Below are 18313 nucleotides of genomic sequence, written 5' to 3'. Positions count from 1 at the left end.
GCGACGCCGGAGCGACCGAGGGGTGGAACGGGCTGGGGAACGTACGGCCCCGGCCCACAGCCTATGGGGCTGCGGGCCGGGGGTCATGCGGGGGCCGGGCGCCCCGGTGTCAGCCCTTCTCGGTGACTCCGGCGGCGTCGAAGGTGGCGACCTCGTGCATGGCGCGGGCGGCGCTCTGCACCACGGGCAGCGCCAGCAGGGCGCCGGTGCCCTCGCCCAGCCGCAGGTCGAGGTCGACCAGCGGGCGCAGGCCCAGCTTGTTGAGCGCCGCGACGTGGCCCGGCTCGGCACTGCGGTGGCCGGCGATGCAGGCGGCCAGCGCCTCGGGGGCGATGGCCCGGGCCACCAGGGCGGCGGCGCCGGCGCTGACCCCGTCCAGGATCACCGGCGTGCGCAACGAGGCGCCGCCGAGGATCAGACCGATCATGGCCGCGTGCTCCAGGCCGCCGAGGGCGGCGAGGACGCCGATCGGGTCGGCCGGATCGGGCTGGTGGAGTTCCAGTGCGCGGCGGACCACGTCGACCTTGCGGACGTGCGTCTCGTCGTTGATGCCCGTGCCGCGGCCGGTGACCTCGGCCGGATCGACGCCGGTGTAGACGGCGATCAGCGCGGCGGAGGCGGTGGTGTTGGCGATGCCCATCTCACCGGTGAGCAGCGCCTTGTTCCCGGCGGCGACGAGGTCCCGGGCGGTCTCGATGCCCACCTCGATGGCCTTGAGGACGTCCTCCTGGGTCATCGCCGGGCCCTGGGTGAAGTCGGCGGTGCCGGGGCGGACCTTGCGGGGCAGCAGCCCGGGGGTGGCGGGCAGGTCGCCGGCCACGCCGACGTCGACCACGCAGACCTCGGCGCCGACCTGGTTGGCGAAGGCGTTGCAGACCGCCCCGCCGCCCAGGAAGTTGGCGACCATCTGGCCCGTGACCTCCTGGGGCCAGGGGGTCACGCCCTGGGCGTGCACGCCGTGGTCACCGGCGAAGATGGCCACCGCGGCCGGCTCCGGGATGGGCGGCGGGCACTGGCGGGACAGGCCGCTGAGCTGGGCGGAGATGATCTCCAGCATGCCGAGCGCGCCGGCCGGCTTGGTCATCCGCTTCTGCCGCTCCCACGCCTCGCCGAGCGCCTTGGCGTCCAGCGGGCGGATGCCGGCGAGCGTCTCCTGGAGGAGGTCGTGCGGGTCCGCGCCGGGCAGGGCGCGGCGGCCGTAGGTCTCCTCGTGGACGACCCAGGAGAGCGGGCGGCGCTTGGACCAGCCGGCCTGGAGGAGCTCGGGCTCGTCCGGGAACTCGTCGACGTAGCCGACGCAGAGGTAGGCGACGACTTCGAGGTGTTCGGGCAGGCCCAGTTCGCGGACCATCTCCCGCTCGTCGAAGAAGCTGACCCAGCCGACGCCGAGGCCCTCGGCGCGGGCGGCGAGCCAGAGGTTCTCGACGGCGAGCGCGGAGGAGTACGGCGCCATCTGCGGCTGGGTGTGCCGGCCGAGGGTGTGCCGGCCGCCGCGGGTGGGGTCGGCGGTGACGACGATGTTCACCGGCGTTTCGAGGATGGCCTCGATCTTCAGCTCGCGGAACTGCTTGGCGCGGGCCTTGGGCAGCGACTTGGCGTAGGCGTCGCGCTGCCGCATGGCGAGCTCGTGCATCTTGGCGCGGGTGTCGTCGGACCGGATGACGACGAAGTCCCAGGGCTGCGAATGGCCGACGCTGGGGGCGGTGTGGGCCGCCTCCAGGACGCGCAGCAGGACCTCGTTGGGGATCGGGTCGGAGCGGAAGCCGTTGCGGATGTCGCGACGCTCGCGGATGACGCGGTGCACGGCGGCGCGCTCGGAGTCGTCGTAGCCGGGCGCGGGGGGCGTCGTGGGCACCGGCTCGGCGGCGGGCGCGTCGGCCGGGTGCGCGGCGTCGCCCTCGGCGTGCTCGACGAACTGGGCGTCGTCCTGCGCGTGCGGGCGGGCCTCGGCGGCACCGTCCGCGTCCGTCGTCGCCTCCGCTGCCGGCTCGGCGGTGCCCGCGGCGTCGGCCGGGTCGGTCTGGGCCGGGACGGCGTCGGCGGGCGCTGCGGCCTGCGGGGCCTGGTCGGCGGCGGGCTGCTGCGCGGCGTCGGCGGGGGTCGGCTCGGCGGTGGCCTGGGCCGGGACCTCCACGATGGCGGGCTGCGGCTCGGGCGCGGTGGGCGCGTCGGCCGCCGGCTGGGCGGGGGCCTCGACCTGATCGGCGACGGGCTCCGGGGCGTCGAGGGGCTGCTCGCCCTCGGCCGCGGGCTGCGGCGTCGCGTCGGCGACGGCCGGCTGCTGTCCCTCGGCGGCCTCGACGGCCTCGGGGGCTGCGGGCTGCGGCGCTGCGGCGTCCTGGGGCCCGTTCTGGTTCGCCTCTATGCCGGGCTGTTCGGCGGCCTCCTCCGGAGCCGGCACGGCCTCGGGGGCGTCGGCGGCCTGGGGGGCGGTCTCTGCGTCGGCCGGGGCCGGCTCCGCCTCGGCGACGGGAGCGTCCTCGGGGGCCTGCGGTTCGGCGGCCTGCGTGGCGGCGGGCTCGGGCTGCTCGGCGGGGGCCGGAGCCTCGGCCGGGGCGGCCTGCGCCTCTTCCGCGACGGGCTGCGGTGCCGCGGCGTCCACGGTCGGCGGTTCCACGACCGCGACGGCCTCCTCGGGGGCGTCGGCCACAAGCTGCGGCTCCGCGGGCGGGTTCGCGTCCTGCGGGGCCTGGGGCGGCTCGGCGGGCGCCGGTGCGGGCTCGGCGGCCTGCGGCTCACCGGTGGCCTCGGGCTGCGCCGCCATTTCCGGGGCAACGACCTGCTGCTCGGCCACGGGCTCTTCCGCGGCGGGCGGCTGGGCCTCGGACTCCGCGGCCTCCTGGGGCACCACGGCGTCGACGGGCGGCTGCGGGAGCTCGGCGTCGGGGGCGGGCTGCGGGACGGCTTCCGCGGCGGCCGGCTCGGCCTGGGCCTCGGCGGCCGGCGGCTGCTCGGCACCGGGCTCCGCCGGCTCCACCGGGGCTTCGGCCGGGGCTTCCTGGGCGGCTTCGGGCGCCGCCTCGACGACCGGCGCGGCGGCGTCCGCGGTGGCCGGGGCACCCTCGGCGGGCACCGGCGCCGGCTGTTCCTGCACCTGCTCGACGGGCGCGGGCACGGCCTGGGCGGGCTCGACCGGAGCCTGCTCGGCGGGCACCTGCTCGGCCGGCAACGCGCCGTCCTGGAGGGGGGGATGGGCCTCGGGCACGACCGTTTCCGCGCCGGCCGGATCGCCCGGAACGGCCGTCGGCTCGGCCACGGGCACCGCCGCGGCCTGCGCGGACGCCTCGCCCCACGGCTGCACCTGGGCCGGCGCGTGCGACGGGATCTCGCCCAGCTGCGGGCCCGGCAACGGTCCCTGGCCGGCGGCCCCGTAGGACTGCTCGGCGAACAACTGGCCCTCGTAGGGGTGCTGGCCGTACGTCGGCAGGGCGGCGGCCTGCTGCTCCGGGTACGCGGCGGCCGCGGCCGGCTGCTCCGGGAACGGCTGGTCGGGCACCGCCTGGGGCTGCGCGGCGGCCGCCGCGTCGTCGGTCTGCGGCACGGTGGCGGGCTGCGGCTGGGCGGGCTGCTCCGGCAGGGGCAGCGGCGCGGCCGGGGCGGCCTCCACCGGGACGTCGAGGTGTTCGGGGCCGGCGGCCGGGCGGGCGGCCTGTCGGGCGGCCGGCTGGGGCGCGCCGGCGGGCCCGCGGTCGGCGAGCGAACGGACCACGCCACCGGTCGCGTCCGGGACCGGCGGACCCATGTGGAGCGGGCGGCGGGGCGCGGCGGTCTGCTCTCCGGCGGCTGCGGCCGGCACGTGGGGCTGCTGGGGGGCGGTGGGTTGCGGGACGCGGACCGCGCCGAGGTCGACGGAACCGGAGTCCCGGCCGCCGCTCTCGTGGTCACCGACCGCGGCGGGCACCTGCTCCGGCACGACCGGCGGCTCGAACGGCGCGGTCTGCTGCGCCGGAACGGCCTGCGGCTGCGGAGGGGCGGGCGGCGGCACCTGATGGACGCCGTGCTCGCTCCAGGCGCCCTGGGCGCCCGGCATCAGCAGGTCGTCGTCCTCGACGGAGCCCTCGGCCGGGCCGAGGTAGGCGTATTCGCCCGGGTGCTGGGCGGTGCCGGGGTCGGCAGGGGAGGGAACGGCCTGGGGCTGCCCGTGATGTCCGCCTGCGTTCTCCGGCTGTCCCTGGCCCGGGACCTGGCCGGTGTCGGTCATGCGTACCCCTCGCCCACTGCTAGTGCTCCTTCCAACCGCTCGTGCGACGCGCCGACCGGTGCGCACCGACGCCCCGATAGCGAGAACGAGCGAGCGCGCCTCCCGGCACGTCCGCCCTCAAGTGCTTCATTTTCGTCCAAAACCACGGCAATTTCCGGATATTGGCGTACGAAGCTGAAAGGGGAACGGCGGCGCAACGATCCGCCAGCCTACCTCGCGCGGGTGGTCTTCCTGGTCACGGGTGAGGAACGCGATAGCCGCTCAGCAAAAACACCACAGAGCGTTCACGTTCGACCCAAACGGAAGTGTCCAGTTCCACGGACTGCAGGAGGGCGCACTCGACTTCGTAGCCGCCGTCGGCGAGGGCCCGACCGAGTGCCTCGGCCTGGTCGCGCGTCGAGGCGTGGGTGACGATCCGTTCGGGACGGCGGGCGGCACAGGCCGTGACCACCTCCGCTCCCCCGGCGCCGATCCGCACCACGTCGGGCTCCGGGAGTTCCTCCAGGACCTGCGGCGCCCGGCCCGCGACGGCCTGGAGCTGGACGCCGTGCCGGCGGGCGAGGGCGCGGGCGCGGTCGCAGGCGTCCGGGTCGGCGTCGACCGCGATGACCGCGGCACCGAACCGCGCGGCCTCGACGGCGGCCGCCCCGCTGCCGGAGCCGATGTCCCAGACCAGGTCGCCCACCCGTGGTCCGAGGCGGGCGAGTTGGGCGGTGCGCAGTTGGACGGACTCGCCCTCGCCCAGCGCCCCGCCGTAGGCGCGGTCCGGAAGTCCCCAGCCGCGCGGGCCGGTCGGTTGGCCGACCTGGTTGCCAGGGGATCCGGCGATCCATCCGGTGCCCTGGGCGGCTGCGCCGGCCGGCGAACCGCCCACGACGATGACGACGTTGGGGTCGCGCCACATGTGGTCGGCGACCTTGTCCGATGTGAGGACCGTCACCCGTTCCCGAGTGGTGCCCAGGTCCTCGCAGATGACGAAGGTGCGGTGCACGCCGTCCAGGAGGAGGGCGAGTTCGGCGGGGCCGGCGCCGGGCGAGGTGAGCACCGCGACCTTGGGGTGGGCGCGGCAGACGTTGACGGCGCGGCGCAGATCGCGGCTGTGGGCGACGACGACCTGGGCGTCGTCCCAGGGCATGCCGGCCCGGGCGAAGGCCGCGGCGACCGAGGAGACGGCCGGTACGACCTCGACCTCCAGGCCGTATTCGGGGGCCCGCAGCGTGCGGACCACGCCGAAGAAGCCGGGGTCGCCGTCGGCGAGGACGACGGCCGTGCCGCGGTGCTGGGCGATGCGGCGGGCGGCCAGGGTGACGCTGCCGAGCCGGATCCGTTCGGCGGCCGCCGGGACTTCGGGCAGCGCGAGGTGGTGGGCGGCACCGGCGGCCAGGGTCGCGGCGCCGAGGGCGGAGCGGGCGGCGGCGGTCAGCGGAGAGCCGTCCCATCCGATCACCGTGACCCGGTCGGCCATGCTCGTCAGTCTCCTGGGTGCTGGTGGGGGCGTCCCGGGCGGGCGAGGGGGCGGTCGCTTCCGGGGGTGCGGGGGTGCCGGTCCGTGCTGGTCGGGGCGGGCCCGGCCGCCGTCCGGCAGGCCGAGGGTACCCCGGCGGGTGCGGGCGGGAGGTGGTTCGGGGTCAGTTCCACTCGGGGTAGGCGAAGCCGTTCGCGTCGGTCGTCCGGGCGGGGAGTCCGTCGAGGTCCTCGGGGAGCAGGCTCCAGACGATCTGGTCCGTGCGGATGTCGGTCCAGTCGCCGTCGTCCACCCGGGCCCGGGCTATGCAGGCGTTGCGCAGCACGCCCTCGCTGATGCAGCCGATCTTCTGGGCGACCTGCTGGGAGGCGGTGTTGCCGGCGGCGGTGCGCAGTTCCAGGCGTTCGAACTTCTGGTCCTGGAAGAGCCAGCGGGCGGTGGCGAGGGCCGCCTCGGACGCGTAGCCCTCGCCGCGCGCCCAGGAGGCGACGATGTACGAGAGCTCGGTGGAGCGCACCCGCCAGTTGGTGTTGCCGAGTTGGACGACGCCGACCAGGCGCTGGGTGAGGAACTCGGTGACCGCGAGGTCGAGGCCGCGTCCCGCGATGCGTTCGGTGGGCGCGTACGCGGTGATCCAGGTGCGCGCGGCGTCCTCGGTGTAGGGCTGGGGAACCGCGGTCCAGGAGGCGACCAGTTCGTCGTTCATCATCGCGGCCAGCGCGGGGACGTCGTCCTCGTCGAGCGGGCGCAGCACCAACCGGTCCGTGCTGAGGGAGATGTCCGGAAAGGTGGATGTCATGCCGATGCTCCAACGCCGTTGACTGAGGTGTGCTCCGGGACGCCACGGGCCGTGCGCGCCGTGCGGCCCGGGCCGTCCCGACCGTCTTGAATGCACCAGCATGCAGCATCGGCCGGCGGACGTGCCACGCGCCCGCGCCCCGGGCGTGCGGGCCGGCGCGAACGGGCCCGCCAACCAGGCCCGCCCACCCCCGGGAGGGGGCGGGCGGCGGGGAAGAGCCCTACGGGAGCTGCTGGTCAGCCCTTGACCGGGCCGAAGGCCGGGATGACCGAGCCGTCCTTGTAGGTGTTCTCGATGAACTTCTTGACCTCGTCGGAGTTGAGGAGCTTGGCGAGCTTCTTGACCCGCGGGTCGTTCTCGCGGCCCTTCTTGACGGCGAGGAAGTTGGCGTAGGGGTTGCCCTGCGCCTTCTCCAGGGCCAGCGCGTCGGTGGCGGGCTTGAGCTTGGCGCCGACCGCGAAGTTGCCGTTGATGACGGCGGCGTCGACGTCGGCCAGACGCGGCGCGGTCTGGGCGGCCTCCAGCTCGGTGATCTTTATGCCCTTGTTGTCCTTGACGTCGGTCAGCGTGGCGTCGGAGCCGACGCCGGGCTTCAGGGTGATCACACCGTTCTCGGCGAGCAGCTTGAGCGCGCGGCCCTCGTTGGACGGGTCGTTGGGCACCGAGACGGTGGAGCCGGGCTTGAGGTCGGAGAGCTTGTGGATCTTCTTGGAGTAGACGCCCAGCGGCTCGATCTCGACGTTGACGACCGGGACGATGTCGGTCCCGTTCTCCTTGTTGTACGTGTCCAGGAACGGCTTGTGCTGGAAGAAGTTGGCGTCGACCTGGCCGTCGTCGGTGACCTTGTTGGGCAGCTTGTAGTCGTTGAAGACCTTGACGTCCAGCTTCAGGCCCACCTGGGGCGCCAGCTTCTCCTTGACGTAGTCGAGGATCGTGGCGTGCGGGGTGGGGCTGGCGGCGACGACCAGCGGGGCGTTCGTGTCGTTCTTGTCGCTGCTCGCGGTGACGTCGGAGGGGGCGCTGCAGGCGCTCGCGCCGAGGGCGACGGCGGATGCGGCGGCCACGGCCACGGTGATCTTGATGGTGTTACGCACGAAGAGTGCCTCTTTCTTGTGCACACGGAAGTCCGTGTGAGCTGCGCCCGGCAAAGGGTCCGGGCCTACGGGATGCGGGTGGTGCTGGTGGCGCGGGGGTCAGGCGGCCTCGGTGACCGGTGCCGGCTCCTCGGTGCGGACCCGGCGCAGGCCGACCCGCAGGGAGGAGGCGCGGGTGCCGCGGCCGGCGAGCCGGCGGACGATCAGGTCGCCGACCACCTGGACGGCGGTGACGATGACGACCAGTTCGACGACGGTGACGACCATGAGCGGGGTGTCGTACCGCAGGTAGCCGTAGGTGTAGGCGAGGTTGCCCAGGCCGCCGCCGCCGACCGCGCCGGCGATCGCCGAGTAGCCGATCAGCGTGATGACGGTGGTGGTGACCGCGGCGACCAGGGCCGGCAGGGCCTGCGGGAGCAGCACCTTGAAGATGACGGTCCAGGTGCCGCCGCCCATCGCCTGCGCCGCCTCGACCAGCCCGTGGTCGACCTCGCGCAGCGCGGCCTCCACGAGGCGGGCGAAGAACGGGACGGCGGCGATGGTGAGCGGGACCACGGCGCCGGTCGGGCCGATGGAGGTGCCGACGAGGATCCGGGTGAAGGGCATCAGCACCACGATCAGGATCAGGAACGGGAAGGACCGCCCGATGTTCGCGATCGCGCCGAGGACCTTGTTCACCACGGCGTTCTGGAGCATGGCCCCGCGGGCGCTCAGGTGCAGCAGGACGCCGACGGGGACGCCGATGAGGACCGCGTAGAACGTGGACCACCACACCATGAAGAGGGTGTCGAGGGTGGAGTCGGACAGCAGCGGCTGCATGTCGTTCCAGCTCACTGGGCACCTTCCTTCTGGAGCGGGGTGGTCGTCGGGGCGTCGTCGGCGGTGGCACCCTCGACGACGTCGACCTGGAGACCCTGCTCGCGCAGGAAGCCGATGGGCACGACGTTCTCCTCGAAGCGGCCGGGCAGTTCGATGCGCATCCGGCCGACCTGCTTGCCGCCGAGGGTGTCCATGGCGGCACCGAGGATCGAGACGTCGACGTTGTAGGTGCGGGCCAGCTCGGAGATCACCGGCCGGGTGGCGGCCGCGCCGTGGAAGGTGACGTCGACGACCGTGCGGCCCTCGGCGGACGACTCGCCGCCGACCGGGAACAGCTCGCGGGCCAGCTCGGAGCCGGGGGTGGCGAGGAGCTCCGCGACGGTGCCCTGCTCGACGATCCGGCCGCCCTTCATTAGCGCGGCGGAGTCGCAGATGGTCTTGACGACGTCCATCTCGTGCGTGATGAGGACGACGGTGAGGCCGAGCTGCTGGTTGAGGTCGCGCAGCAGCGTCAGGATGGAGCGGGTGGTCTCCGGGTCCAGGGCGCTGGTGGCCTCGTCGGAGAGCAGCACCTTGGGGTCGCCGGCCAGGGCGCGGGCGATGCCGACGCGCTGCTTCTGGCCGCCGGAGAGCTGGCCGGGGTACGCCTGGGCCTTGTCGGCGAGGCCGACCAGGTCCAGCAGCTCCAGGGCCTTGCGGGCGCGGTCGCGGCGGGGGACCTTGAGGATCTCCAGCGGCAGTTCGACGTTGTCCTGGACGGTCCGCGAGGACAGCAGGTTGAAGTGCTGGAAGACCATGCCGATGTGGCTGCGGGCGGCGCGCAGGGCCGCGTTGGCGCGCTGGCCGCTGCCGCCGAGGGCGGTGAGGTCCTGGCCGGCCACCGTGACCGTGCCGGAGGTGGGGCGCTCCAGGAGGTTGAGGCAGCGGATGAGAGTGGACTTGCCGGCGCCGCTCTGGCCGATGACGCCGTACACCTCGCCCTCTCGGACGTGCAGGTCGACGCCGTCCAGGGCGGTGACCTCACGGCCTCCCGAGCGGTAGACCTTGGTCAGGCCCGTTGTGGTGATCACAGGGAATTCCGTCACTGTCGAGTGCTCGGCGGCTGGCCCGCCGGGCACGGGGCATTCTTGGCGAGTGCGGCAGGGGGAAACGGGGAGCGGCGGCGGGCGCGGGGCCCGGCTCCGGGTTCCGGTGACGCGGGGCGACCGAGGGCGCGGGGGTGCGGCGGTCGGCTCATGGCGGCAGGTCTCGCTTCGGGGCGCGAGGCTCAGGCGGGGGCCCTCAGCGGTCACACATTCGACACATGCAACGAGCACCGGGCGTGGGGTACGCCTCGGTCGCGGGGGTGCGGCGGCTCGTCGTGGTCATGGCGGTCAGTAAACCAGACAGCGGTACGGCCCGATCAACCCCGTCCGCATATCGGACACCGGTGCCCGACCCGTGGACGGCACCCCTTCCCACCTGGACGATCTTGGTCGGTCGGCCGTGGCCTGCACGGATGCCGGCGGTGGGGCGGAGCCCCGGCGGCGGGCCGACCGTCCGGTGCCGGACGGGCTGTGGTCAACGCCACGACCGCCGAGGCGCCCGCGCGCCGCGGCGCCGGCCCGGCGGGCCACGGCGGGGCCGGACGCGGTGATCCGCGGGGCGCCGATTAGCATCGGGCCCATGCCCCACACCCCCACGGCGCGCGGCCGCCTCGACCGGAGGCCGCGGTGATCGACGCGCTGACGATCGCGGTCGGCGTGACCGCTTGCGCGCTGGCCGCCTGGTGCGGCTTCGCCGCGTACCGCAACGAACCCACCAAGGACTGGCACTTCATCGGCATGGCCGTGGTGTCGCTGCTGTGCATCGCCCAACTCATCGTCGCCATAGTGCAGTTGACCGGCGGACACACCCCCGACAAGGGCACCGCGCTCTTCCTGGCGTACCTGCTCGGGGCCGTCGCGTGCGTGCCGGCGACCGGGTTCATGTCGCTGTCCGAGCGAACCCGGTGGGGTTCGGCCACCGTCGCCGCGGGCTCCGTGGTGCTTGCCGTTCTGGAAGTACGGCTCTTCGACATTTGGGGAGGCGGCAGTGTCTGAGACTGCGCCGAAGACCACGGCGGCCGATGCCGCACAGGAATCCACGGTCCGGGATCCGGCCACGAGGCTGGGCGCGGGCCCGGGGCGGCTGCTGGTCACCCTGTACGGGGTGTTCACCGTGGCCGCCGCGTCCCGCTCGATCTACCAGCTGATCGCCCAGTACGACCGCGCCCCGCTGGCGTACCTGCTGTCGGCGGGCTCCGCGCTGGTCTACGGCTTCATCACCTTCTCGCTGGTGCGCGGCGGCGAGGGCGCCCGCCGGGCGGCGATCGTCTGTTGCGCGCTGGAGTTGCTCGGGGTGGTCGGCATCGGCACCTGGACGCTGGTGGACCCCGCGGCGTTCGCGGACTCCACGGTCTGGTCGTACTACGGCATGGACTACCTCTTCATTCCGGTCGCGCTGCCGGTCACCGGGCTGATGTGGCTGCGCCGGGCCCGTACGGCGACCGCGTAGCGGGGGCGGCGTCCGGGCCCGCGCCGCGGGCCCGGACCGGCGTCACAGCACCGCGGCCGGCTCCTTCTCCAGCGTGACCAGGCTCAGCCGCTGGCTCAGCTGCTCGGTGCCGACCGGGGCGTAGCCGTGGCTGCGGTAGAGCCGGAGGTTGGCCTCGCTGCGGTGGCCGGCGAAGAGGCGGTAGCGCTTGGCGGAGCGGTCCTCGGCCAGCCGCCGTTCGACGGCGGCCAGCAGCCGGCCGCCGAGCCCGTGCCGCTGGAGCCGGGGGTGCACGATCAGCTTGCCGATCTTGGCGGTGCCGTCGGCGTCGACCGTGCCGCGCACCGAGCCGACGACCTCCCGGCCGAGTCTGGCCACCATGACGCAGCCGTCGGCGAGTTCGGCGCGCAGGGAGTCCAGCGTCTGGGTGAGCGGCTCGATGCCGTAGTCGTCGTAGAGCTCGGCCTCGGGCTGGTAACAGAGGTACTGGAGTTTGAGGATCTGCTCGGCGTCGTCGTCGGTCGCCGTCGAGATGGTCACGCTCGTGCCCATGCGCGTTTGCCTCCCCTTTTCGGTTCGCTGTCCGCTTCCGGACTCCCCGGCATTCGGCCGCGGCAATCGCCGCCGCAGGCATTCTGCGCGGGCATACGGGACAAGCGGAACGGACCGGCGCCAAGCTCCCCTGTGACATTGCCAACTCAGATGAGTGCGCCACCGGGTGGAGCCGGGCGCCGGTCCGGGCGCGCCGCGGGAGGTCAGTGCCGGCGGAACGCCTCGGCGGCGAGCAGCGCGGTGTCCGGATTGTCGGAGAACAGGCCGTCGATGCCGGTCGCGAAGAGCGCCTTGAAGTACGCGAGCGAGTTGCCGTAGGCGTCCGGGTCCTTGCCGACCTGGAAGTCCAGCGGCAGGAAGCTGTTCTCGTTGCGCACGGTGTACGGGTGGACGACCAGGCCGGCGGCGTGCGCGTCGCGGACCAGGGCGGTGGGCTTGCCCAGCTTGCCCTTGTCGTCCTGGGCGATGATCTGCGGCAGCCAGGGGCCGATGCCCTGGGCGAAGCCGGCGATCCACCTCAGCCCCTCGGGCTTGAGCAGGTCGGCGGTGGTGCGCGGGTCACCGGACTCGACGAAGTCCCAGGGCCGCACGGACGGCTCGTCGAGCAGGACCACCTTCGGGCACTTCACGCCCAGCTCACCGAGCCGGCGGAGGCTGCTGGGCTCGAAGGACTGCAGGAAGTTCGGGGCGTGCGCGGTGTGCCGGCCGTAGCGGCGCAGCAGGTGGGCGAGGCGCTCCTCCAGGCCCAGGCCCAGCTTGCGGAAGTAGGTGGGGTGCTTGGTCTCGATGTGCAGCCAGACCGGACGGCCGCGCTCGCGCCCCTTCTTCTCGGCCCACTGCAGGGCCTCTTCGAAGGTGAGGATCGGCCAGACGCCGTCGTAGAGGGTGTTGTGCTGGCGGACGTCCGGTATGCGCTCCTTGGCGCGCAGCGTCTTGATCTCGGCGAGCGTGAAGTCCTCGGTGAACCAGCCGGTGATCTTCTTGCCGTCGATGGTCTTGGTCGTCCGGCGGCCGGCGAACTCCGGGTGCCGCGCGACGTCGGACGTGGCGCTGATGTCGGGCTCGTGGCGCAGGATCAGGTGCCCGTCCTTGGTGGGGACGAGGTCACCGGCCTCGATGACGTCCGCGCCCATGTCGAGGGCGAGTTGGTAGGAGCCCAGGGTGTGCTCGGGGCGGTAGCCGCTCGCGCCCCGGTGGCCGACGACCAGCGGGACCGGCAGCTTGGCCGGCCGGCCGGCGGGCGCCGGCCGGTTCGCCGGGGCACCGGCCTGCTCCGCGCGCCCCGCGGCGTTCGCCTGTCCCGCGCAGGCCAGTACGGCCGCCCCGGCTCCCAGGGCCGCGGCGCCCAGTACCGTCCGCCGTCCCGGCTCGTGCCGCTTCTCCATGCCCGCGCTCCTCGTTCTACGTCGTGTCCCGGTGCGACCGGTGGCATTCCGGACGTACCGGGGGTTTCCGGTGTGTCCACGGTCCGGAAGGCGTCGGTGGACCCTCCCGGAAGCCCCTTGATCGTAAGCACGGACGGGTGATGCCGGGGAGACGCCCGCGAGGACTGTGGGGAACATGGACGTGACACACGTCAACTCTGCGTATCGACCCGGTGAACCCGATGTGCGCGCGGGAGTGACCCGCGAGTATGGTCCTGGGCTGCAGAGCGCTGTGCCGCCTTGACCTGACCACCACGACCCGGAGGGCCCGTTGTCCCGCATTGTGCTGAAGGCGATCCTCGGACTGATGATGCGCGTCCTGTTCCGCCCGAAGGTCGAGGGCATGGAGCGGATCCCGGAGACGGGTCCGGTGATCATGGCCGGGAACCACGTCACGTTCATCGACTCGCTCTTCCTGAGCCTGGTGGTCAAGCGCCCGGTGTACTTCATCGGCAAGGACGAGTACGTCACCGGCAAGGGGATCAAGGGCCGGCTGATGGCCTGGTTCTTCACCACCGCCGGGATGGTCCCCGTGGACCGCGACGGCGCGCGCGGCGGCGTGGCCGCGCTGATGACCGGACGGCGCATCCTGGAGCAGGGCCAGGCGTTCGGCATCTACCCGGAGGGCACCCGCTCCCCCGACGGCCGGCTGTACCGCGGGCGCACCGGCGTCGCCCGGCTCGCGCTGATGACCGGCGCCCCGGTCGTCCCGTTCGCCATGGTGGGCACGGACAAGGTCCAGCCCGGCGGCAAGGGCCGCCCGCACCTCGCCCCGGTGACCGTGCGCTTCGGCGAGCCGCTGGACTTCTCCCGCTACGACGGCATGGACCGGGACCGGTACGTGCTGCGGGCGGTCACCGACGAGGTGATGAGCGACGTCATGGAGCTGTCCGGCCAGGAGTACGTCGACGTGTACGCCACGAAGGCCCGCACCGCCGCCTGATCCCGCTGCGAACGCCACGGAGGGCCCCGTCCTTCAGGACGGGGCCCTCGGCGTTCTCCGGCCGCTACCGGGCGGTCAGCAGGGGACCCGGAAGCCGCCGGGCGCGCGCTGGCCCTCGGCGTCGCCGGCGAGCGCCTTGCGCAGCGCCTCCTCGGGGCGCGGGATGCGGTCCCCGTCGGCCTGGAGGAGCTGCTGGTGCTCGGCGACGGAACCGACCCGGGCGCCGGCGAGGCGGGCGTTCTTGACCGTGACGCGGTTCAGCTCGGACGGGGAGAGCCGGCGCCGGGAACGGACGTAGGCGATGAAGCTCTCGAAGTCCCGGGTGTGCCGGACCGGATCGGTGAAGCCGGTGAAGGCGCTGAAGCCGTCCTGGTTGATGAGGGTGTACGAGGGGGCGGCGAGGCGGTAGCGGCGGGTGAGGTCCAGCGGCTTGCCGTCGATACGGACGTCCGCGGGGTCGATCCGGTGCCCGGCCCGGCCGGCGGCGTCGAAGGTGTAGCGGACGTTCCCGGAGACGGCGAGCGGGGAGAAGGACAGGCCCTCGCCGGCGGTGGACGCCCACTGCTGTTCCAGGGCGTCGTGGAGCTGCCGGCCGGTGACCGTGACGGTCATGATCGGGTCGCCGAAGCCGACCGCGTTCCACGCCTGCCCGAAGGTGACCACACCGTCCGACGCCTCGTCGCGCACCAGGTCGCCGCCGATGATCGCGGCACCGACCCGCGGGGCCAGGGCGATGACGGCGAGTTCGGCGGGGACGTTGCGGTGGCCGCCGCGGTCGTCCAGCGGGCCGTGCGGCTGGCCGCCCGCCCACAGCGCCCAGTCGGCGACGAGGTTGCCCATGGTGGACTCCCCCACCGCGTTGCGGCGTCGGGTGAAGGAGGCGGTCTGGGTGCCGATCCGGGTGCGAGCGCGGCGGGCGCCGTAGCCCGCCCAGTAGTCAGCGATCGACTTCAGCTCCGGATCCGGCGTCACGTCGCGGGTGTTGGGGTGGTTGACGGAGGTGGTCAGCTCCCGGATCACCTTCCCGCTCACCGGGTCCAGCCGCAGGTTGATCTCGTTGATGATCTGGCCGTAGCAGCCGGCCTCGACGAACGGGCGGGGCACGCCCTTGGGGTCGGGCAGCATCATGGTGAAGGCGCAGTGCCAGTGGCCGGTGACGATGGCGTCGATGAGCGGGGAGACCCGCAGGGCCAGTTCGTAGGCCGGGCCGGAGGGGTTGGTGCCGCTTTCGAAGTTGCTGCCGGCGACCGCGCCGTCGTGCATGCTGAGGACGATCGCGTTGACGCCCCGGCTCTTCAGGGCCGCCGCGCAGCGGTTGGCGGTCTCCAGTTCGTCCAGGGTGCGCAGGCCGGGCTGGTAGGAGCCGGGGAAGGACTCGGTGCCGATGGCGGTCAGGTGGATGAAGCCGATCGGCAGCCGGCGGCCCCGGCCGGCGTCCACGTGCACGATGTTGTACGGCGGCAGCACCCGCTGGCCGGTGTCGTGCCACACCATGTTGGCGCTGTAGTAGGGGAAGTTCGCGCCGCGGAAGCGGTGGCCGGTGGAGTCGGTGAAGGAGACGTCGCAGCCGACGACCGGGAACGCCCGGCCGCGTTCCATGTGTTCCTTCAGGAAGACCGTCGACTTGTCGAACTCGTGGTTGCCGGCCGAGGCGAAGTCCAACTGGAGGGCGTTGAGGGCCTCGATGGTGGGTTCGTCGGCGAAGGAGGCGGCGTCGAACTCCCAACCGGAGAAGAGGTCGCCGGGGGCGAAGAAGAGGGAGTTGCGCCGTCCGGCGCGCAACCGCTCCAGGTGGGCGGCCATGTAGGCGACGCCGCCGACGGTGTGGCGCTTGCCGCCGGCGCCGGTGATGACGGAATTGGCGCCCGGGGCGCCCTGCAGATAGCCGTGCAGATCGGTGATGTTGAGCAGTTGGACGTCGACGTACTCGTCGGCCGTGGCGGCGTCGCGGGCGTGGCCGGTGGCGTAGGCGTTGGTGCCGATCGCGCTCGCGGTGGCCATCGCCCCCGCGGCGGTTACGAAGGACCGTCGTCCGATGTCGCGCACTGCGTCACTCTCCTGAGCGGGTCCGACCGTTGGGGGGACGACGGGAGAGTCAAGCGAGCCGTGCGGGACAACCGGCCACCAAGACGCGTACCGGGCGTGAACGGCAGGGGACAGTCGCCCCCAGGGGCGTGTCCTGTGGATCATGGCCGGTACGTGCGGTCACGATCCACGGGACACGCCTGCGTGGGGGCAGGGGGCGGGGCGGAGTCCCTCGTTCGCCCGCCGGGTGGGGCCTTACGGGTGCCGGGTGGTCCCGGAGCCGGCCATCGGCGCGGCCTCGGGGTCCGCCGCGGGCTCCGGCTCCGCGCTGTCCGCCAGCGACTGGCCGCGGAGCAGGAACCACGCGGCCACCGCGGCGCCCAGCAGCACCACCGCGCCGATTCCGGCCGCGGTGTCCACGCCGCTGACGAACGAGTCCTGAGCGGCCTTCAGCAGCGTCGCGCCCTGGTCGGCGGGCAGGTGGCCGACGGTTTCCACGGCCCCGCCGAGCGAGGAGCGGGCGGCGTCGGCGGCGGGTTCGGGCACGCCGGCGGGGGTGGCGAAGCCCTGGTAGATGCTGGTGACGATGGAGCCGAGCAGGGCGATGCCGAGCGCGGCACCCAGTTCGTACGCGGTCTCGGAGACCGCGGAGGCGGCGCCGGCCTCCTCCTTGGGCACGCTGGAGAGGATGACGTCGGCGGTGACCGTGAAGGCGAAGCCGGCGCCGATGCCCACGACGAACAGCAGGGTGCACAGCGCGAAGGTGCCGGTGTCGGCGTGCAGGGCCATGCAGCCGGCGAGCGAGAGGCCGACCACGGCGAGGCCGCCGGCCACCACCAGGCGCACCGACAGCCGTCGGGCCACCCAGCCGGCGGCCAGACCGGCCCCCACCGCGCCGATCGCGGCCGGGAGTTCGACCAGCCCGGCGTTGAGCGGCGAGCGCATCTGCACCATCTGGAGGAACTGCGAGAGGAAGAAGACCAGTCCGGACATGCCGAGGATGGTCAGCAGGTCGGCCAGGACCGCGCCGGAGAAGCCGCGGTGCTGGAAGAGCTTCATGTTCAGCAGCGGCGCGTCGAGGGTGAGCTGGCGGCGGACGAACAGCAGCAGGGCGAGCAGGCCGATGACCGCGGCCGGCCCGATGTCCCACCGCAGGCCGTGCACCGCCGCTTCCTTGACGGCGTAGACGACGCCGACCATGCCCACCAGGGACAGCAGGACGCTGGGGACGTCCCACGGGCCTGGTGCGGGGTTGCGGGACTCCGGGATCACCTTGGCGCCGACGACGACCAGCAGCGCCATCACCGGAAGGTTGATCAGGAAGACCGAGCCCCACCAGAAGTGGCCCAGCAGGAAGCCGCCGAGGACCGGCCCGACCGCGGTACCGGCCGAGGCCATCGCGCCCCAGATGCCGATCGCCAGGCTGCGTTCCTTCGGGTCGTGGAAGAGGTTACGGATCAGGGCCAGGGTGGAGGGCATCAGCGTCGCACCGGCCACGCCCTGGAGGGCCCGGGCGACGATCATCATCGACGGGCTGGTGGCGTAGGCGGCGAACACCGACAGCGCGCCGAACGCCACCGAGCCGATCAGCAGCAGCTTCTTGCGGCCGACCCGGTCACCGAGGCTGCCCATGGAGACCAGCAGACCGGCGATGACGAAGGAGTAGACGTCGCCGATCCACAGCAACTGGGTGCCGGACGGCCGCAGGTCCTCGCTGAGGAAGGGGGTGGCGAGGCCGAGCACGGTGGCGTCGACGCCGACCAGCAGGACCGCCAGGACCAGGACCGAGAGCGCGAGCCAGCGGCCCGGCCGGGGCTGCTCGTCCAGGTGGGCCGCACCGGCCCGTCCCGAGGCTGCACCGGGCCGCCCTGCGGCTATGGGATCGCTCATTTCTCCATGCTCCGTCGGATGCCGCCGAGCAGCAGCTCGGCGATCGAGTGGTTGAGGTCGTTCCGCGCGACGCGGCCCTCGTGTGCCGCCCAGGCGCCGGCGCCGAGGAGGCCGTAGAACGCCTCGGTCAGCCAGGCCGTGCTGAGGTCGACCCGGAAGTCGCCCTCCTCCTGGCCGCGGCGGAACAGTGCGGCGAGCCGGGCGTCGAGGCGGGCCCAGCCGGCGTTGACCGGCCCGCTCTCGAAGAGTTCGTTCTCGGTGAAGAGGAAGGCCAGCACGCCGGCGACCGGTTCGGCCTCGCGGACCAGGCGGCGCAGCGCGGCGGCGGCGTCCCCGTCGTCGAGCCGGGCGGCGTCCATGGCCTGCGCGAACCGCTCGATGCCGTGCTCCTCCAGGGCCCGGATCAGCGCGTCCCGGCCGGCGAAGTGCCGGTGGAGGGTCGCCCGGCTGATGCCCGCGGCGCGGGCGATCTCGTCCATCGACGTCGTGGCGCGGCGGGCGAGCAGCGCGGCGGCCTCGGTGAGTACCCGTTCTCGATCCACAGCCATGAGACACAGAGTACCCGAATGAGACGTTACTGTCTCATT

Annotated in this window: 14 protein-coding genes; 3 read left to right on the top strand and 11 right to left on the bottom strand. The window is 73.4% G+C overall.

The window, feature by feature from the left end; all coding sequences use genetic code 11:
- Nucleotides 1–109: 109 nt before the first annotated feature.
- The 6 genes from cobT to ACLJT4_RS24995 all read right to left on the bottom strand — a co-directional run bounded on the left by cobT (nt 110) and on the right by ACLJT4_RS24995 (nt 9448).
- On the bottom strand, nt 110–4201 hold the full coding sequence (gene cobT / locus ACLJT4_RS25020; RefSeq protein ID WP_411125394.1) for a nicotinate-nucleotide--dimethylbenzimidazole phosphoribosyltransferase: 4092 nt from the start codon (nt 4199–4201) through the stop codon (nt 110–112).
- 235 nt (nt 4202–4436) lie between these two features.
- Nucleotides 4437–5666, bottom strand: coding sequence for a precorrin-6y C5,15-methyltransferase (decarboxylating) subunit CbiE (gene cbiE, locus ACLJT4_RS25015; protein WP_411125392.1), 1230 nt, complete (start codon nt 5664–5666; stop codon nt 4437–4439).
- A 163-nt stretch (nt 5667–5829) separates the two neighbouring features.
- The gene (locus tag ACLJT4_RS25010) at nt 5830–6465 is read right to left on the bottom strand and encodes a GNAT family N-acetyltransferase (RefSeq protein WP_411125390.1); all 636 of its coding nucleotides are present in this window, start codon (nt 6463–6465) and stop codon (nt 5830–5832) included.
- Nucleotides 6466–6701: 236 nt separating this feature from the next.
- Nucleotides 6702–7559, bottom strand: a complete 858-nt coding sequence (locus ACLJT4_RS25005) for a MetQ/NlpA family ABC transporter substrate-binding protein (protein WP_411125388.1) — start codon at nt 7557–7559, stop codon at nt 6702–6704.
- Between the two features lie 99 nt (nt 7560–7658).
- Nucleotides 7659–8393 carry a methionine ABC transporter permease gene (locus ACLJT4_RS25000; RefSeq protein WP_411125386.1) on the bottom strand — a complete coding sequence of 245 codons (735 nt, stop codon included), beginning with the start codon at nt 8391–8393 and terminating at the stop codon, nt 7659–7661.
- Nucleotides 8390–9448 carry a methionine ABC transporter ATP-binding protein gene (locus ACLJT4_RS24995; protein ID WP_016579076.1) on the bottom strand — a complete coding sequence of 353 codons (1059 nt, stop codon included), beginning with the start codon at nt 9446–9448 and terminating at the stop codon, nt 8390–8392. The genes ACLJT4_RS25000 and ACLJT4_RS24995 overlap by 4 nt, the downstream gene beginning before the upstream one ends.
- A 642-nt stretch (nt 9449–10090) precedes the next feature.
- On the opposite strand from ACLJT4_RS24995, the gene ACLJT4_RS24990 reads away from it, so the two are divergent.
- Both ACLJT4_RS24990 and ACLJT4_RS24985 read left to right on the top strand, forming a co-directional pair.
- Nucleotides 10091–10459, top strand: coding sequence for a hypothetical protein (locus tag ACLJT4_RS24990; RefSeq protein WP_411125384.1), 369 nt, complete (start codon nt 10091–10093; stop codon nt 10457–10459).
- Nucleotides 10452–10913: a hypothetical protein gene (locus ACLJT4_RS24985; RefSeq protein ID WP_411125382.1), complete on the top strand. Its 462-nt coding sequence runs from the start codon at nt 10452–10454 to the stop codon at nt 10911–10913. Before ACLJT4_RS24990 ends, ACLJT4_RS24985 begins: the two co-directional genes overlap by 8 nt.
- Nucleotides 10914–10955: 42 nt before the next feature.
- On the opposite strand, the gene ACLJT4_RS24980 is transcribed toward ACLJT4_RS24985, so the two are convergent.
- Both ACLJT4_RS24980 and ACLJT4_RS24975 read right to left on the bottom strand, forming a co-directional pair.
- Nucleotides 10956–11444, bottom strand: a complete 489-nt coding sequence (locus ACLJT4_RS24980; protein ID WP_411125380.1) for a GNAT family N-acetyltransferase — start codon at nt 11442–11444, stop codon at nt 10956–10958.
- A gap of 203 nt (nt 11445–11647) precedes the next feature.
- A complete protein-coding gene (locus tag ACLJT4_RS24975; protein WP_411125378.1) occupies nt 11648–12829 on the bottom strand; it encodes a glycerophosphodiester phosphodiesterase in 1182 nt (393 codons plus the stop codon).
- Nucleotides 12830–13139: 310 nt separating this feature from the next.
- Here ACLJT4_RS24975 and ACLJT4_RS24970 point away from each other — a divergent pair, with 310 nt between their 5' ends.
- Nucleotides 13140–13811 (top strand): lysophospholipid acyltransferase family protein, encoded by a 672-nt coding sequence (locus tag ACLJT4_RS24970; protein ID WP_411125376.1) that lies wholly within the window; start codon nt 13140–13142, stop codon nt 13809–13811.
- A gap of 75 nt (nt 13812–13886) precedes the next feature.
- Here ACLJT4_RS24970 and ACLJT4_RS24965 read toward each other — a convergent pair whose 3' ends face one another.
- From ACLJT4_RS24965 to ACLJT4_RS24955, 3 genes are all read right to left on the bottom strand, one after another.
- Nucleotides 13887–15857: a bifunctional metallophosphatase/5'-nucleotidase gene (locus ACLJT4_RS24965; protein ID WP_411125374.1), complete on the bottom strand. Its 1971-nt coding sequence runs from the start codon at nt 15855–15857 to the stop codon at nt 13887–13889.
- Nucleotides 15858–16091: 234 nt separating this feature from the next.
- Complete coding sequence (locus ACLJT4_RS24960) at nt 16092–17726, bottom strand: MFS transporter (protein WP_016575304.1); 1635 nt, start codon at nt 17724–17726, stop codon at nt 16092–16094.
- Entirely contained in the window at nt 17723–18274 is a 552-nt protein-coding gene (locus ACLJT4_RS24955) for a TetR/AcrR family transcriptional regulator (protein ID WP_016575303.1), read from the bottom strand. Before ACLJT4_RS24955 ends, ACLJT4_RS24960 begins: the two co-directional genes overlap by 4 nt.
- Nucleotides 18275–18313: the final 39 nt, after the last annotated feature.

The sequence above is a fragment of the Streptomyces sp. x-19 genome, assembly GCF_046549115.1.
Taxonomy (GTDB): domain Bacteria; phylum Actinomycetota; class Actinomycetes; order Streptomycetales; family Streptomycetaceae; genus Streptomyces; species Streptomyces albulus_C.
The sequence above is the reverse complement of the archived record's forward strand: the minus strand, read 5'-3'. Positions and strand labels throughout refer to the sequence as shown.